The following is a 16,059-nucleotide window of genomic DNA, read 5'->3' as shown; positions in this document are numbered from 1 at the left end:
AACGCCGCTCAGGCCGCCGCCTTCACCTCCGAAGTATTCTTCAGGTCGAAGCGGTCGGCGTTCATCACCTTGGCCCACGCCGCCACGAAGTCCTTCACGAACTTCTCCTTTGAGTCCGCGCAGCCATAGACCTCCGCGAAGGCGCGAAGCTGCGAGTGCGAGCCGAAGATCAGGTCGACGCGCGTGGCGGTCCACTTCAGCTCGTTTGTCTTGCGGTCGCGACCCTCGTAGACGTCGTCGTCGGCCGGCGACCACACGGTGTCCATGGTGAGCAGGTTGAGGAAGAAGTCGTTGGTCAGGGTACCGACCTTCTTGGTGAAGACGCCGTGCTTGGAATCGCCGGCATTCGCGCCGAGGACGCGCAGCCCGCCGACGAGAGCCGTCATTTCAGGCCCGGTCAGCGTCAGCAATTGCGCCCGGTCGACCAACGCTTCTTCAGGTTTCATGAATTGGATTTTCTTGGCGTTGGTGTAGTTGCGGAAACCGTCCTGGCGCGGCTCCAGTGGCGCGAAGGACTCGACGTCGGTCTGCTCCTGCGAAGCATCCATCCGGCCCGGCGTGAAGGGAACCTTCACGTCGACGCCGCCGTCCTTCGCAGCCTTTTCGATCGCGGCATTGCCGGCAAGAACGATCAGATCGGCCAGCGAAACCTTCTTGCCGCCGGACGCCGAGGTGTTGAACTCCTTCTGGATCGCTTCGAGCTTCTCCAGGACTTTTGCGAGCTGGGCGGGCTCATTGATCTCCCAGTCCTTCTGAGGGCTGAGACGGATGCGCGCGCCGTTCGCGCCGCCGCGCTTGTCGGAACCGCGGAACGTGGAAGCCGACGCCCAAGCGGTCGAGACAAGCTGCGGCACTGACAGGCCGGAGGCCAGGATCTTCGCCTTCAGCGCGGCGATGTCCTGCTCGCCGATGAGCGGATGATCCACCTCCGGGATCGGGTCCTGCCAGATCAGCACTTCCTGCGGCACGAGCGGGCCGAGGTAGCGGGCGCGCGGCCCCATGTCGCGGTGCGTGAGCTTGAACCAGGCGCGGGCGAACGCATCTGCAAACTGGTCCGGATTCTCCATGAAGCGCCGTGAGATTTTCTCATAGGCCGGGTCGAACCGCAGCGACAGGTCCGTGGTCAGCATGGTCGGCACATGCTTTTTCGACGGGTCGAAGGGATCCGGGATCGTGGCACCTGCGCCCTTCGCCTTCCACTGTTTGGCGCCGGCCGGGCTCGTTGTCAGCTCCCATTCGTAGCCGAACAGGTTCCAGAAGAAGTTGTTGCTCCACTTCGTTGGAGTCGTGGTCCAGATGACTTCGGGACCGCCGGTGATGGTGTCACACCCAATGCCGGTCTTGTATTTGCTCTTCCAGCCGAGGCCTTGATCCTCGATTGCGGCACCTTCCGGATCGGGACCGATCAGCGAAGGATCGCCCGCGCCATGGGTCTTGCCGAAGGTATGGCCGCCGGCGATCAGCGCGACGGTCTCTTCGTCGTTCATCGCCATGCGGTAGAACGTGTCGCGAATGTCCTTGGCTGCTGCGACCGGGTCCGGATTGCCGTTCGGCCCTTCCGGGTTGACGTAGATGAGGCCCATTTGCACGGCGCCGAGCGGTTCGGCGAGCTGGCGTTCGCCGCTGTAGCGCTCGTCGCCGAGCCAGGTGCCCTCAGGACCCCAGAACAGTTCTTCCGGCTCCCACACGTCCCTGCGGCCGCCGGCGAAACCGAATGTCTTGAAGCCCATCGATTCAAGCGCGGCGTTGCCGGCGAGGATCATCAGATCGGCCCAGGAAATTTTCTTCCCGTATTTCTGCTTGATCGGCCACAAGAGCCGACGGGCCTTGTCGAGGTTCGCGTTGTCCGGCCAGGAGTTCAGCGGCGCGAAACGCTGCTGACCGGCGCCGGCGCCGCCGCGCCCGTCGGTGATGCGGTAGGTGCCGGCACTGTGCCAGGCCATGCGGATCATCAGGCCGCCGTAATGGCCGTAGTCGGCCGGCCACCAGTCCCGCGAATCCGTCATCAGGGCCTTCAGATCGTTCATGACCGCGTCAAGATCGAGCGTCTTGAATTCGCTGGCGTAGTCAAAATCCTGGCCCATCGGATCGGACAAGTTGGAATTCCGATGCAGGACCGAGATGTTGAGCATCTCCGGCCACCAGTCCTGGTTTGACCGTCCGCGCGTGCCGGTAAACGGGCACTTGCCCGCGCTCTTCTCGTCAGTTTTTGCGTCCATGCGATCCTCCTCAGCGTTTGCTTTGAAAACGCCCATCTGGCCGGAGGTTGGACTTTGGATTAGATAAGGTCCAATCGGATTGATTAGCCTATATAATAAGATTATCTTATGGCGATGATCACCCTTCGGCAGCTCCGTTATCTCGATGCCCTCGCCCATCACCGGCATTTTGGCCGGGCGGCGAGGGATTGCGCGGTCTCCCAGCCCGCCTTGTCCATGCAGATTCGCGATCTAGAGCGGTTCCTGGGGGTCGAGCTGGTCGAGCGCCGGACCAGCGAGGTGGCGCTGACGGAAACCGGCGCCGACATCGCCCGACGCGGCAAGCAGATTCTAAGCGCCGTCAGTGACCTGGCCGACTTCGCCCACCACCGCGGGCAGGTGCTGAGCGGACCCCTGCGGCTCGGGGTCATCCCGACGGTCGCGCCCTATCTGCTGCCGCGCCTGCTGCCGGTGCTGCAGCAGCGCTATCCGAATCTGCGTCTGGAATTGCGCGAAACCCAGACCGCAGTGCTGCTGGAGGAGCTTGAGCGCGGCAGCCTCGATCTGGTCATGGCGGCGGTGCCACTCGACAATTCCGACATCGAGACGCTGCCGCTGTTCGAGGATCCGTTCGTGCTCGCAGTTCCTGCCGGCGACCTCCTGGCGCTGGAGGAGCAAATCGCGGCCAAGGATGTTGATCCCGAGCGCCTGATCCTGCTTGAAGAAGGCCATTGTCTGCGCGATCAGGCGCTCGCCTTCTGCTCGGTGCCGCGCCGCGACAGCGTCGAGTTCGGCGCGACAAGTCTTGCGACAGTGATGCAGATGGTCGCCAACGGCTATGGCATCACGCTGCTGCCGCAGATCGCGGTGGAGACGGAAGCGCGCGACAAGCGCGTCAAGCTCGTGCCGTTCTCGAAGCCCCAGCCGAGCCGCATCATCGGCCTCGCCTGGCGTAAAACGTCCTCGCGCGCGCATGATTTTCGGGCGCTCGGCGACGTGGTGATGGAGGTGGTGAAGTAAGAGCGCGGTTCAGCTTTTGGCTTGAAGCGCGCGCTCGCGCCAGCGATTCATGAGTGACGCGAGTTCGGAAGGCGAGAAGGCATATACATCTGGTAGCGCGCTCCCATTTCCGAGCTTCTCGTCGTTGTAGAGGACGTGTCCGATGGTAGCGACGCGAAATGAACTAGCGCCTTCCCAGCGCGCGTACGAACTACGCCACGCTATGACGTAAAAGCCATTGGCATCGAGTCGAAGCTTCGGCCATTTAATTAAAGCCAAAATCCCAAAAGGAATGGTGGCGCCAAATCCTAGTCCCAGGAGCAATTGTATCGTCGGATCCACTCTCTTGGGTGTTGGAGACGAAAGGAAGAGGCCTGCCAGTACAATGACGGCGATAAGTCCCAAGAACAATTTTCTTCGGTCGGCGCGCAACTCCACCGGTCCGGGGAAACGTTGCAAGAGGGCGTCGGCGCAATCTGCATTCCGACCTGGCCATAGCCTGGCTGCAAAAATCACCGCCCCGAGAGCGGAGAACGCAAATACGGGCCAGCCGCCTTGCAAGCCGCGGACGACCCCGTAAAGGCTCCCCAACATGCATAGAACAGAAAAGATCAGTAGAAATATTAGCGGACCGCGCGGTTCTGACGACTGCATCGGAAGTATGCCTAGCAGCATCTAATTAGCGTTCAGTATATGGTTGAGGATACCGAAATAAAAAAAGGCGGCCCTGCGGCCGCCTTTTCTTCATTCCATCAGAGCGATCACTCTCCGCCCGCGGCCGCCTGCTGCTCGCGCTCGGCCTTCTGCTTGGCTTCGAGGTCTTCGCCGGTCTGCTGATCGACCGCCTTCATCGACAGCCGCACCTTGCCGCGGTCGTCAAAGCCGAGCAGCTTGACCTTCACCTTGTCGCCTTCCTTGACGACATCGGAGGTCTTCTGCACCCGCTGCGCCGCCAGATGGCTGATATGGACGAGGCCGTCCTTGGCGCCGAAGAAATTCACGAAGGCGCCGAAATCCATGACCTTCACGACGGTGCCGTCATAGATCTGGCCGACTTCCGGATCGGACGCAATCGACTTGATCCATTTGACAGCGGCGTTGATCGATTCAGCGTTCGCGGACGCGACCTTCACCGTGCCGTCGTCCTCGACATTGATCTTGGCGCCGGTCTTCTCGACGATCTCGCGGATCACCTTGCCGCCGGTGCCGATCACTTCGCGGATCTTGTCGGTTGCGATCTTGAAGGTTTCGATGCGCGGCGCATGCTCGCCGAGCTCGGCGCGGGCCGTGGTCAGCGCCTTCGCCATCTCGTCAAGAATGTGCAGGCGGCCTTCCTTGGCCTGGGCGAGCGCGATCTTCATGATCTGCTCGGTGATGCCGGCGATTTTGATGTCCATCTGCAGCGAGGTGATGCCGGAATCGGTGCCGGCCACCTTGAAGTCCATGTCGCCAAGATGGTCTTCGTCGCCGAGGATGTCGGATAGCACAGCGAAGCGTTCACCTTCCAGGATCAGGCCCATCGCGATGCCCGCGGTCGGCTTCTTCAGCGGCACGCCAGCATCCATCAGCGCGAGCGAAGAACCGCACACCGTCGCCATGGACGAGGAACCGTTCGATTCGGTGATCTCCGACACGACGCGGATGGTGTAGGGGAAATCGGTCTTTGACGGCAGAACCGGATGGATCGCGCGCCAGGCCAGCTTGCCGTGGCCGATTTCGCGGCGCTTGGTGCCGCCGAGGCGTCCAGTTTCGCCGACCGAGTAGGGCGGAAAGTTGTAGTGCAGCAGGAACGATTCCTTGTAGGTGCCCTGCAAGGCGTCGACCCACTGCTCGTCTTCGGCGGTGCCCAGCGTGGTCACGACCAGCGCCTGCGTCTCGCCGCGGGTGAACAGAGCGGAGCCGTGCGTGCGCGGAAGCACGCCGACTTCGGCCGTGATCTGGCGCACGGTGCTAAGATCGCGTCCGTCGATGCGCTTGCTGGTATCAAGAATGTTCCAGCGCACGATCCTGGCTTCGAGTTCCTTGAACACGCCGGCGACGCGCGTTTTGTCGTATTTCGGCTCGGCGCCTTCCGGGAAGAAGTGCGCCATCACCTTTTCCTTGATCCCGGCGACAGCAGCATAACGGTCCTGCTTCTTCGAGATCGAATAGGCGGCGCGCAGATCCTTTTCCGCAAGGTTCAGGATTTCCTGCTCAAGCTCGGTGTTGTCCGGGACAACAAGCTCGCGCGGCTCCTTGGCCGCCTTCTCGGCCAGATCGATGATCGCCTTGATCACCGGCTGGAAATGCCGGTGACCGAACATCACCGCGCCGAGCATGATTTCTTCAGGCAGTTCCTGCGCTTCCGATTCCACCATCAGCACGGCTTCGGATGTGCCGGCCACGACCAGGTCGAGCTGGCTCTCCACCATCTCATCAATCTGCGGGTTCAGAACATATTCGCCGTTGATGAAGCCGACGCGAGCGGCGCCGATCGGACCCATGAAAGGAACGCCCGACAAGGTCAGCGCGGCGGAAGCCGCAACCATGGCCAGGATGTCGGAATCATTTTCCATGTCATGCGACAGCGTCGTCACGATCACCTGGGTTTCATTGCGCCAGCCGTCGGCGAAGAGCGGGCGGACCGGTCGGTCGATCAGGCGGGACACCAGCGTTTCTTTTTCGGTCGGGCGCCCTTCGCGCTTGAAATAGCCGCCGGGAATGCGGCCCGCGGCGAAGTATTTTTCCTGATAGTCGACGGTGAGCGGCAGGAAATCCACGCCTTCGCGCGGCGTCTTGGCGGCGACGACGGTCGCGAGTACGGTGGTTTCACCATAAGTCGCCACGACGGCGCCGTCGGCCTGGCGCGCGACATGACCGGTCTCGAGGGTCAGCTTGCGGCCGCCCCAATCGAGCTCAACGCGGTTGATATCAAACATGTTTGCTTTCTCTCATCGGTTTCGGATGAGGGGAAAGCCATGTGCAAGACGGCGAGAGGCTGTCGCGCGTGGGCTCTTCTGGTCGCGAAATCGGACGGAAAACCGGTTTCCATTTTCCTGATTTCGCTCAGACCAAGCTTCGCGACAGCATCCGGCGATCCTGCCATGGCCTTCATCCCTCCGGGATGTGAATGGGCGACGCTTCGCCCATTCCGGTTTCCGGCAATTCCAAATTTGCCGGACAATGGCGGACGCTCAATTCGCGTCCGCTTACAGACGCGCAAGATGCGCAGCAATCAGCGGCGGATATTCAGCCGCTCGATCAGGTTCTTGTAGCGGGCTTCGTCGCTCTTCTTGATGTAGTCGAGCAACTGGCGGCGCTGCGACACAAGCTTCAGCAGCCCGCGGCGCGAATGGTTGTCTTTCGAGTGCGTCTTGAAATGCTCGGTCAGGTTGTTGATACGCTCCGAGAGGATCGCAACCTGGACTTCAGGAGAGCCGGTGTCACCGGCCTTGAGCGCAAACGACTTGATGACTTCGGCCTTGCGGCCGGCGGTAATCGACATCGTCAATGACCTTTTCTTGTGCCGGCACTGCCATGCAGGCCGGTCAGGTTGAACACACGCTTGGGAACGATCTCTCCGCGGTCAGCCTCGGCAAGGGCGATCAATTCGCCCGAGACCGTGACGTAAAGCGTGCCGCTGAGGATGGGAGCGTCCCGTCCACGCACAAGGACGGCTTGGCCCCTTTGGAGCCTTGCCGCGTCTGCCCTGCTGACAGCCAGTGCCGGGATGTCGTCCAGCGCGGTTTCAACGGGCAACAACGCGTCGGCGAGGCTTCCCTCGCCGGCGGCGGCTCTATGACACAAAGCCTCCAGATCTGCCAGTGAAATCATGTCCTCCGGGCCAAAAGGGCCCACTTCCGTCCGCCTGAGCGCGGTAACATGGCCGTAACAGCCCAGCAGGCGGCCGAAATCGCGGGCTAGTGCCCGGACATAGGTTCCCTTGCCGCATTCAGCCTCGAAAACGGCTTGGTCGGCGTCTGGGGTCTCCAGGAGCTCCAGCCGGTCGATCTGGACCGGCCGGGCCTGCAATTCGACCTCCTCGCCGTCGCGGGCGAGGTCATAGGCCCGCTCGCCGTCGACCTTGATGGCGGAGAATTTCGGCGGCACCTGCTCGATCAGGCCGGTGAATTGCGGCAGCAAGGCCCGGATCGCCTCGGATGTCGGACGGACGCTGCTTGTCCGTGTGACACGGCCTTCGGTGTCGTCGGTATCGCGTTCCTCGCCCCAGCGCACGGTGAAGCGGTAAACCTTGCGGCCGTCCATGATGAAGGGGACGGTCTTGGTCGCTTCCCCGAGAGCGATCGGCAGAAGACCGGACGCCAGCGGATCGAGCGTGCCGGCATGGCCGACCCGCCTCGCCGAAAACAGGCGCTTGATCACCGCGACCGCGTGCGTCGAGGTCATGCCGACCGGCTTGTCGAGCGCGATCCAACCGTGCACGTCGCGCTTCTCGCGCTTGCGTTGACCTTGCGGGCGCGCGGACGCGGTCAATGGTGAATCCGTTTCCGTCATCTTTTTCCGTTCTGTTCTCGGCGGACGCGTTCAGTCTTCGCCGCTGGTATTTTCGATGTCGCGGCGGACGCGTGGTGTTCGCAATATCTTCTCGATCCGTTCCGCTTCGTCGAATCGTTCGTCAACGCGGAAGCGAATATCGGGAGCAAATTTTAAATTAACGCGATGCGCGATTTCTCCGCGCAGGAACTTTTTGTTGTGGTTGAGTGCGTCGATGACCTCCGTCACGTCGCGGCCGCCCAGCGGCATGACATAGATCGTCGCCTGCCGCAGATCGGCAGTCATGCGGACTTCGGGAATCGTGACTAGGTGCCCCTCGAGAACCGGATCGTGAATGTCGCCGCGCGTCAGCATGTCCGCTATGGCGTGACGAATCAGTTCGCCGACGCGCAACTGGCGTTGCGACGGTCCCTTGTCGCTTCGGGTCTGATGCTGCTTTGCCATGAGCGCTCACCTGACATGCCCGGAACATATCCGGACATGCATTCATTCCTGATTTTGCTCTTTGTGAACGGCGCGCCGGGGCAATTCCCGACGACGGCCGTCATTTCATCGCGCGCCTGAGATTCGGACTCACAGCGAGCGCTGGACAGTCTCCACGCGGTAGCATTCGATCACGTCGCCGACGCGCATATCCTGGTAGTTTTCAAACGCCATGCCGCATTCCTGGCCGGCGGTGACCTCCTTGGCATCATCCTTGAAGCGCTTGAGCTGTGACAGCTTGCCTTCATGCACGACGACATTGTCGCGGATCAGGCGCACATTGGCGCCGCGTTCCACGGTGCCGTCGGTGACGCGGCAACCGGCGACCTTGCCGACCTTGGAGACGTTGAAAACCTCGAGGATCTGCGCGTTGCCAAGCATGGTTTCGCGCCGTTCGGGCGTAAGTAGCCCCGACATCGCCGCTTTCACGTCATCCACCAGATTGTAGATGATGTTGTAGTAACGGATTTCGATGCCGGCCTGTTCGGCTTCCTCGCGCGCTTCCTTGTGAGCCCGCACGTTGAAGCCGATGATGGCGGCGCCCGAGGATTCCGCAAGGCGAACGTCGGATTCGGTGATGCCGCCGACGCCGGACAGAATCACGCGTGCACCAACCTCTTCATTGCCGATCTTGTCGAGCGCGCCGACGATCGCTTCGATCGAGCCCTGCACGTCGGCCTTCACCACCAGCGGGAACTCCTTGCGGCCGGCGGTTTTGGCCTGAGCCATCATCTGTTCCAGCGAGCCGCGCATGCCGGTGGCGCGCGCCGCCTGCTTGTCGCGCCTCTGGCGCTCGCGATAGGCGGTGACTTCACGCGCCCGCGCTTCATTCTCGACCACCGCGAGACGGTCGCCGGCATCCGGCGTGCCGCTGAAGCCGAGCACCTCGACCGGCACCGAGGGGCCGGCCTGCTGCACATTCTGACCGGTGTCGCTGACCAAGGCGCGAACGCGGCCCCATTCGGAGCCGGCGACGACGATGTCGCCGCCGCGCAGCGTGCCGCGCTGGACCAGCACGGTCGCCACCGGACCGCGGCCGCGATCGAGCTTGGCTTCGATCACCGTGCCTTCGGCGGGCCGGCTCGGATTGGCCTTGAGATCGAGGATTTCCGCCTGCAGGCCGATGGTCTCAAGCAGCTTGTTGAGATTGATCTTCTTGATGGCGGAGACTTCGACGTCGAGCACGTCGCCGCCCAGCGATTCCACCTGGATCTCGTGCTGCAGCAATTCGGTGCGCACGCGATCGGGCTTTGCTTCCGGCTTGTCGATCTTGTTGATCGCGACGATGATCGGCACCTTTGCCGCCTTGGCGTGCTGGATCGCTTCGACCGTCTGCGGCATGACGCCGTCATCGGCGGCGACCACGAGGACGACGATGTCGGTCACCTTGGCGCCGCGGGCACGCATCGCGGTGAAAGCCGCGTGGCCCGGGGTGTCGATGAAAGTAATCTTGCCGTGCGAGGGCGAAGTGACCTGATAGGCGCCGATATGCTGCGTGATGCCGCCCGCTTCGCCGGCCGCGACTTCGGTCTGCCGGATGGCGTCGAGCAAGGATGTCTTGCCGTGATCGACGTGACCCATGATTGTCACGATCGGCGCGCGCGGCGCCATCGCCGCCGGATCGTCGGCGACATCAAACAGGCCTTCCTCGACGTCGGATTCGGCGACGCGCTTGACGGTATGGCCGAGTTCCTCGGCGATCAGCTGCGCGGTGTCGGCGTCGATCACGTCGTTGATCGTCGCCATGTGTCCCTGCTTCATCAGCATGCGGATCACGTCGACGGCGCGTTCCGACATGCGGTTCGCCAGTTCCTGGATGGTGATGGTTTCCGGAATCGTGACTTCGCGCGCCAGCTTTTCCTTCGGCTCGTCGTTGGCATGGCCTTTCAGACGCTGCGTGCGGCGGCGGAACGAAGCCACCGAACGCTCGCGAACTTCGTCCGCCTTCAAGGCGGTGACGAGTGTCAGGCGGCCGCGCTGTTTTTGAGGAGCGCCGCGGCTCGGCTTGGGGGCGGGCGCGGGGCGCGCCGCACCGCCTACTGTGCGGCGCGGTGTACGCGGACCTTCGTCCTCCTCGGCTTCGAGGGCGGGGCGGCCGCTCGCACCAGCAAACTTAACCTGCGGCGCGCTGCTGTCTTCTCCAAACCGTTTTTTAGCTTCCTGCTCGGCCTTGCGCTTGGCTTCTTCCTCGCGGCGATGACGCTCGTCCTCTTCGCGCTTGCGTGCTTCCGCAGCCTCGCGGTCCGCGCGTTCAATGGCTTCGCGGCTGGCGCGCCGGTGAGCCTCTTCCTCGGCGATCTTGCGTTCTTCCGCTTCGCGGACCCGCGAATCCGCGAGCGCATGCGCACGGGCGCTGCGTTCTTCCTCGGTGAGTGTCCGCAGCACGACGCCCGACGCCTTGGCGGACGGCGCACTGGGTGCAGCCGTTGCCGTCCTGGCCGCGGCGACCCCCTTCGGGGCGGCGCCCTTCGGCGCTTCCGCGGGTGCCGGCTCCGGCTTTGCATCGGAGGCGCCGATGATCCGGCGCTTTACCTTTTCGACAACGACCTGCTTGCTGCGGCCATGACTGAAGCTCTGCCGCACGGTGCCCTGCTCAACTCCGCGCTTCAAGGTCAGGGTCTTGCCGCCGACGCCCAGCTTCTTGTCAGGTGTCTTGGTGTCACTCATTCCGAATCCAGTCTCCGGGCACCTTCGTGCCGCGTTTCGCCGCGCCCCGGCTTGCCGGGGTCGCCGGCCCGAAAGCGCCTCAGGCGCTGCAATCTCGTCAGAAATGCCTTGCCCGCCGGCCCGGCAAGCAGGGCTGCATGTACCACATTTGACCGCCCCAGTGCCAAATCCAAATCATCCGTCGTGAATTCGTCGATAACCACGATTTCTCCGGCGTTTTCGACGCCATGGCGGTGCAAGGCTGCCTCGATCTTCCGAATTCCATCGGCGGATGCATCCTTGCCATGCAGTACGGCGGCAATTTCGTGATCCGCGATGGCGGCTTCAACCTTGGAAAAGCCGGTAATCACGCAACCGGCTTTTCCGGCCATGGCCAAGGCGTCGAGGGCCGACTTTACCAGCAGGTTTTCAGTGAACCCCGCCAGCTCCGCTGTGGTCCGAATCTCGGCCTTGAATCCCCGCGCAAAAGCTTTCTTGCGGACCGCTTCGGTGAGGGCGTCGCGGGTCGCGGTGACCCATACCCCGCGTCCGGGCAATCGATGCTTGAGGTCCGGAACGACCGAGCCATCCGGCGCCACGACAAAACGGATCAGGTCGTCGATCGGCTTGACCGCCCGCGTGACAACGCAAAACCGCTCGGTTCCCCTTTCGCGGGGCCCGCTATCGAGTTCGCTTTCTATCACGCGTGCCAGCATTCCCTTGCGACAATCCTCAGCTCTGGGCTTCCGCCGTCTCTTCCGGCTCGCCTTCTGTCGATTGCGAAGCGAGATCCGCCTCGCTGATCCAGCCGGCCTTGACGCGGGCCTGCATGATGATCGCCTCGGCTTCCTCACGCGACAATTCGAAGCCGTCGAGAATCCCCGGATGGCGGGTGGTCTCGCCGTCCTTGCGTTCGGTCCAACCGATAAGATCGTCGGTGGCGGCACCGGCAAGATCCTCCACGGTTTTGATGTCATTTTCGCCGAATTTCACCAGCATCGGCGAGGTGACGCCCGGAACCTCTTTCACGTCATCGGCGACGCCGAGCTCTCGGCGCTTTGCATCGTACTCGCCTTCGATGCGCTCCAGATATTCGCGGGCACGAGCCTGCAGTTCCTGCGCCGTTTCTTCATCGAAACCTTCGATGCCGGCAATTTCCTTGGCATCGACCAGGAGCAATTCTTCCACCGAATTGAAGCCTTCCGAGGCAAGGAGCTGTCCGACGACTTCATCGACGTCCAGCGCTTCCATGAAGGTCTTGGTGCGGTTCTGGAACTCGGTCTGACGCCGTTCGGATTCTTCCTGTTCGGTCAGAATGTCGATGTCCCAGCCGGTGAGCTGAGAGGCGAGACGCACATTCTGGCCGCGCCGGCCGATCGCAAGCGACAATTGGGCATCCGGAACCACAACTTCAATACGCTCCTTGTCTTCGTCGAGCACCACCTTGGCGACTTCGGCGGGCGCCAGCGCGTTGACGACGAATGTCGCGATGTCCTGCGACCAGGGAATGATGTCGATCTTCTCGCCCTGCAATTCGTTCACCACAGCCTGCACGCGCGAGCCGCGCATGCCGACGCACGCGCCAACCGGGTCGACTGAGGAATCGCGCGAAATGACGGCAATCTTGGCGCGCGAGCCCGGATCGCGGGCCACCGCCTTCACTTCAACAATGCCGTCATAAATTTCCGGTACTTCCTGCGCGAACAACTTGGCCATGAATTGCGGATGCGTGCGCGACAGAAAAATCTGCGGTCCGCGCGGTTCACGGCGCACGTCGTAGATATAGGCGCGCACGCGGTCGCCGTTACGGAAGACTTCGCGCGGCAGCATCTCATCGCGGCGGATGATGGCTTCGCCACGACCGAGATCGACGATGACGTTGCCGTATTCGACGCGCTTGACGATACCGTTGACGATGTCGCTGATGCGATCCTTGTATTCGGAATACTGCCTGTCGCGCTCGGCCTCGCGCACCTTCTGCACGATGACCTGCTTTGCCGATTGCGCGGCGATGCGGCCGTATTCGAGTGGGGGGAGGGCGTCGGCGATTGTGTCGCCAATCTGCGCTGCCGGGTTAAGACGGCGGGCATCCTCGAGGCTCATCTGGTTCGACGGGTTCTCGACATTTTCCACGACCAGCATATGGCGGGATAAACGGAGCTCACCTTTCTTCTGATCGATCTCGGCGCGGACTTCGGTCTCGCTGCCATAGCGGGATCGCGCCGCTTTGGCGATCGCGTCTTCCATCGCCGCGATCACAATCGAACGGTCGATCGACTTCTCGCGCGCGACGGCATCTGCAATCTGCAGCAGTTCGAGTTTGTTGGCGCTGACGGCAGCCATGGGCTACTCTCCTTCGTGCTGGGCCGGGCGGCGTTTCTTTGTGCCGTCTGGCCGGAAGTTCTTAGGGTTTGCGCGGCCCGCCCGGCGCTTTCCATTGCGGTGCGGCTCGCGCGGATCGTTTTCGTTCGCGGCTTCCAGAATTTCGCGTTCCTCAGCCTCACGTTTTGCGGCCTTGTCCCGGCGCAGGGCTTCGGTGATCAGGGCATCGGTCAAGACAAGCTTTGCCTCTGCCATGTCCTCGACCGGCAGCAAGACGTCGGCATTCTCGTCGGCCTTTGCGTCATCGCGGTGCAGCCGCACGGCATCCGCTTCGACACCCATCAGGATGCCCCGGAACCGCTTGCGGCCCTCCGCCGGAACGGACATTTCAATTTTGGCCAGATGGCCAATGTAACGCTCAAAATCCGATTTGCGTACCAGCGGGCGATCCATGCCGGGTGAGGAAACCTCCAGGCGATAAGACCGGCCCACCGGGTCGGCCACGTCCAAGACCGGCGACAGCGCCCGTGACAGATTCTCGCAATCGTCGATGGTCAGGGTTCCGTCCGGCCGTTCGGCCATGATCTGCACAGTACATCCTTCAGCCCCGGTCACCCGCACGCGCACCAGACGAAACCCGAGGCCCTCGATGACCGGTTCCGCAATCACGGCAACGCGCGCAGCCAGGCCCGGCTCGATGATCAAGCGGGGATCGGCAGTGCGGGTCGGATCAGTCGTCATGCCCATTCAGAAAAATGTTCCCGGCCTCTCCTGAGGAAGGCCTCCCGGTCAGCCGCCGGATTGTCCGATGGCCGTTTAGGTAACAAAAAAGAGCGGGTCCCGGGTGGGGCCCACTCTCAAAAGCCATCCGGATCACATCCGGATGTTATGAGATGTCCATAACTAGACTGGCGAAATATAGCGGCTTTCTGACTTTCCGCAAGGGCCGGGCGGAGCGGCAAGCGGAGCGAGGAGAGGGGCGGAACTAACTCTTCATTCAGATTCGAGGCCTACCTTTCCGCTGATTCCCGCTCGTTCCGGCTCGGACCCGTTGAAAATGACAGCAGCGCGCTCGCTGATTCCAGAAATCGAAGATGCGCTTCAGCGTGGTGATGCCCAAAAACGCGGCGAAACCCTCCGCAGAATTACCTCCCTGTTTCTCGATGGCTCGACCTATTTCAATGAAGAGCAGGTCAAACTTTTTGACGATGTCCTGCTGCGGCTCATCGCTGAAATCGAGACCAAAGCCAGGGCTGAGTTGTCCCGGAGGCTGGCGCCGCTCGGCAACGCTCCGCGCGGGGTTCTGCGCCGGCTCGCCAATGATGATGAGATTTCGGTTGCCGGCCCCGTCTTGATGCAATCGCCGCGGCTCGAGTCCGCCGATCTGACGAAAATCGCATCAACCAAAACCCAGGCACATCTGTTCGCCATTTCCTACCGCAAGAATCTCGATGAAGCGGTGACAGATGTGCTTGTGGAGCGCGGCAATGAGGACGTCGTTCTCAATGTAGCGGGCAATGCGACCGCGCGCTTCTCGGATGACGGTTATTCCAAGCTGGTGCATCGGGCGGTGTCAGATGGCGCATTGGCGGAGGCCGTCGCCAAGCGACCGGACATCCCGGATCGCCTGTTTCGCGAGCTTCTGGTTCGCGCCACGGCTGTTGTGCAGCAACGCCTGTTGGCGTCCGCCCGGCCGGAAACGCAGGCTGAAATCCATCATGTGATGGCCAGAGTTTCGGATGAAGTGGCGAGACAGGTGCAGCCGCTCCGCAACTACAAGGCGGCGATCGATAAGGTTCGCGCCCTTAATCGCGAGGGCTTGCTCGATGAGTCGCAGGTCGTGGAATTTGCCCGGTCCAAGGCCTATGACGAGACCGTAGCCGCTCTGTCGGAGATCACCGAAGTGCCGGTAGATATTGTAGATCGCTTGATGGGCGGAGAGCGTCCCGATCCTGTGCTGATCTTGTGCAAGGCCGCAGGTTATTCCTGGCCGACGGCCAAGAACGTGATCCTGCTGCGCCTTGGCCCAAGGGGCAAATCAGCGCCAACGCTCGACGCAGCCTCCGTGAATTTCGACAAGCTGTCGATGTCTACCGCGCAACGCGTCGTGCGCTTCTGGCAGAACGGACACGGTCAGATTCAGTAGCCCAGCGGCCGCCAGGCTGTCTCAGCACTTGCGGAAAATCAGATAACAGGGCGTGCGCCCCTCGCGGATCGCTTTTGCTTCATACCGCGTGCTTCCAAAACCCGGCCATGGCGTGCGCCAGTCGTCGGCGCGTTCTGCAGTCCAGATCAGGCCGGGCGCGGCCAAAGCTCGCCGCAATGTCCATGCGACGTAATGAGGAATGTCGCTGGCAAAGCGGAATTCACCCCCGTGGCGCAGGATACTGACCAACGCGGCGATCGTCGCATCCTGTACAAAGCGCCGTTTCCAGTGCCGCCGCTTCGGCCAGGGGTCCGGATAGAGAAGGTCCACGCGCGAAACGGTCGCGTCCGGCAGCCAGGCGATAAGTTCGGTCGCGTCTCCATGGTGCAGCCGGATATTGCGCAGCCCTTTCCTGTCGATGGCCGCAAGCGCTTTCGCCATGCCGTTGACGAAGGGCTCCACGCCGATAAAGCCGCAACGGGGATTGCGCTCCGCTTCGGTAATCAGATGCTCGGCGCCGCCGAATCCGATTTCGAGGTGCACCAGATCGACTCGATCAGGAAACAGACTTTCGAGATTTGCCGGTGCTGGTTGCGTCAGGTCGATAGCAAGGCGCGGCAACAGCGTTGCGAACAGGTCGGACTGATGCTGCCGCAGTTTCTTGCCCTTGCGGCGGCCGAAAAAGGCGCCGCCGGCCGGGGCGCGCTGATTATGTTTGTTGTCGGCAGAATGCATAACGGCCGCATCCTTGATGCGGCCGTTGCAAAAATT

14 protein-coding genes are annotated in these 16,059 nt (G+C 62.2%); 3 read left to right on the top strand and 11 right to left on the bottom strand.

Annotated elements, in window-relative coordinates:
* Window positions 1-8 precede the first annotated feature (8 nt).
* Entirely contained in the window at window positions 9-2,219 is a 2,211-nt protein-coding gene (gene katG, locus RO009_08395) for a catalase/peroxidase HPI (GenBank protein ID MDT3685048.1), read from the bottom strand.
* Window positions 2,220-2,333: 114 nt separating this feature from the next.
* Here katG and RO009_08390 point away from each other — a divergent pair, with 114 nt between their 5' ends.
* Complete coding sequence (locus RO009_08390) at window positions 2,334-3,218, top strand: hydrogen peroxide-inducible genes activator (GenBank protein ID MDT3685047.1); 885 nt, start codon at window positions 2,334-2,336, stop codon at window positions 3,216-3,218.
* 9 nt (window positions 3,219-3,227) lie between these two features.
* Here RO009_08390 and RO009_08385 read toward each other — a convergent pair whose 3' ends face one another.
* From RO009_08385 to rbfA, 5 genes are all read right to left on the bottom strand, one after another.
* Window positions 3,228-3,851 carry a hypothetical protein gene (locus RO009_08385; protein ID MDT3685046.1) on the bottom strand — a complete coding sequence of 208 codons (624 nt, stop codon included), beginning with the start codon at window positions 3,849-3,851 and terminating at the stop codon, window positions 3,228-3,230.
* A gap of 107 nt (window positions 3,852-3,958) precedes the next feature.
* Entirely contained in the window at window positions 3,959-6,115 is a 2,157-nt protein-coding gene (gene pnp, locus RO009_08380) for a polyribonucleotide nucleotidyltransferase (GenBank protein ID MDT3685045.1), read from the bottom strand.
* Between the two features lie 296 nt (window positions 6,116-6,411).
* On the bottom strand, window positions 6,412-6,681 hold the full coding sequence (gene rpsO / locus RO009_08375; GenBank protein MDT3685044.1) for a 30S ribosomal protein S15: 270 nt from the start codon (window positions 6,679-6,681) through the stop codon (window positions 6,412-6,414).
* Between the two features lie 2 nt (window positions 6,682-6,683).
* Entirely contained in the window at window positions 6,684-7,670 is a 987-nt protein-coding gene (truB, locus tag RO009_08370) for a tRNA pseudouridine(55) synthase TruB (protein MDT3685043.1), read from the bottom strand.
* A 51-nt stretch (window positions 7,671-7,721) separates the two neighbouring features.
* The gene (rbfA, locus tag RO009_08365; GenBank protein MDT3685042.1) at window positions 7,722-8,084 is read right to left on the bottom strand and encodes a 30S ribosome-binding factor RbfA; all 363 of its coding nucleotides are present in this window, start codon (window positions 8,082-8,084) and stop codon (window positions 7,722-7,724) included.
* Here rbfA and RO009_08360 point away from each other — a divergent pair.
* Entirely contained in the window at window positions 8,001-8,255 is a 255-nt protein-coding gene (locus tag RO009_08360; protein MDT3685041.1) for a hypothetical protein, read from the top strand. The genes rbfA and RO009_08360 overlap by 84 nt on opposite strands.
* 9 nt (window positions 8,256-8,264) lie before the next feature.
* Here the strand turns inward: RO009_08360 and infB are convergent, their stop codons facing one another.
* Genes infB through rimP form a run of 4 tightly spaced genes read right to left on the bottom strand, consistent with a single transcriptional unit; the run spans window position 8,265 to window position 13,889 of the window.
* Window positions 8,265-10,841 (bottom strand): translation initiation factor IF-2, encoded by a 2,577-nt coding sequence (gene infB / locus RO009_08355; GenBank protein MDT3685040.1) that lies wholly within the window; start codon window positions 10,839-10,841, stop codon window positions 8,265-8,267.
* Window positions 10,838-11,536 carry an RNA-binding protein gene (locus RO009_08350; GenBank protein MDT3685039.1) on the bottom strand — a complete coding sequence of 233 codons (699 nt, stop codon included), beginning with the start codon at window positions 11,534-11,536 and terminating at the stop codon, window positions 10,838-10,840. Before RO009_08350 ends, infB begins: the two co-directional genes overlap by 4 nt.
* A gap of 16 nt (window positions 11,537-11,552) precedes the next feature.
* Window positions 11,553-13,163 (bottom strand): transcription termination factor NusA, encoded by a 1,611-nt coding sequence (gene nusA, locus RO009_08345; protein MDT3685038.1) that lies wholly within the window; start codon window positions 13,161-13,163, stop codon window positions 11,553-11,555.
* Window positions 13,164-13,166: 3 nt separating this feature from the next.
* Complete coding sequence (rimP, locus tag RO009_08340) at window positions 13,167-13,889, bottom strand: ribosome maturation factor RimP (protein MDT3685037.1); 723 nt, start codon at window positions 13,887-13,889, stop codon at window positions 13,167-13,169.
* 310 nt (window positions 13,890-14,199) lie between these two features.
* Here rimP and RO009_08335 point away from each other — a divergent pair, with 310 nt between their 5' ends.
* Window positions 14,200-15,288 carry a DUF2336 domain-containing protein gene (locus tag RO009_08335; protein ID MDT3685036.1) on the top strand — a complete coding sequence of 363 codons (1,089 nt, stop codon included), beginning with the start codon at window positions 14,200-14,202 and terminating at the stop codon, window positions 15,286-15,288.
* A 21-nt stretch (window positions 15,289-15,309) separates the two neighbouring features.
* Here RO009_08335 and trmB read toward each other — a convergent pair whose 3' ends face one another.
* Window positions 15,310-16,023, bottom strand: a complete 714-nt coding sequence (trmB, locus tag RO009_08330; GenBank protein MDT3685035.1) for a tRNA (guanosine(46)-N7)-methyltransferase TrmB — start codon at window positions 16,021-16,023, stop codon at window positions 15,310-15,312.
* Between the last annotated feature and the right edge of the window lie 36 nt (window positions 16,024-16,059).

It is taken from the genome of Pseudorhodoplanes sp., from assembly GCA_032027085.1.
In the GTDB taxonomy this organism is placed as follows: Bacteria; Pseudomonadota; Alphaproteobacteria; order Rhizobiales; family Xanthobacteraceae; genus Pseudorhodoplanes.
The sequence above is the reverse complement of the archived record's forward strand: the minus strand, read 5'-3'. Positions and strand labels throughout refer to the sequence as shown.

Excerpts from the sequence above, each read along its gene's own strand:
- infB (MDT3685040.1), bottom strand. The coding sequence starts at position 10,841 with ATGAGTGACACCAAGACACCTGACAAGAAGCTGGGCGTCGGCGGCAAG.
- RO009_08350 (MDT3685039.1), bottom strand. The coding sequence starts at position 11,536 with ATGCTGGCACGCGTGATAGAAAGCGAACTCGATAGCGGGCCCCGCGAA.
- nusA (MDT3685038.1), bottom strand. The coding sequence starts at position 13,163 with ATGGCTGCCGTCAGCGCCAACAAACTCGAACTGCTGCAGATTGCAGAT.
- RO009_08335 (MDT3685036.1), top strand. The coding sequence starts at position 14,200 with ATGACAGCAGCGCGCTCGCTGATTCCAGAAATCGAAGATGCGCTTCAG.
- katG (MDT3685048.1), bottom strand. The coding sequence starts at position 2,219 with ATGGACGCAAAAACTGACGAGAAGAGCGCGGGCAAGTGCCCGTTTACC.
- rpsO (MDT3685044.1), bottom strand. The coding sequence starts at position 6,681 with ATGTCGATTACCGCCGGCCGCAAGGCCGAAGTCATCAAGTCGTTTGCG.
- RO009_08390 (MDT3685047.1), top strand. The coding sequence starts at position 2,334 with ATGATCACCCTTCGGCAGCTCCGTTATCTCGATGCCCTCGCCCATCAC.
- RO009_08385 (MDT3685046.1), bottom strand. The coding sequence starts at position 3,851 with ATGCAGTCGTCAGAACCGCGCGGTCCGCTAATATTTCTACTGATCTTT.
- rimP (MDT3685037.1), bottom strand. The coding sequence starts at position 13,889 with ATGGGCATGACGACTGATCCGACCCGCACTGCCGATCCCCGCTTGATC.
- pnp (MDT3685045.1), bottom strand. The coding sequence starts at position 6,115 with ATGTTTGATATCAACCGCGTTGAGCTCGATTGGGGCGGCCGCAAGCTG.
- trmB (MDT3685035.1), bottom strand. The coding sequence starts at position 16,023 with ATGCATTCTGCCGACAACAAACATAATCAGCGCGCCCCGGCCGGCGGC.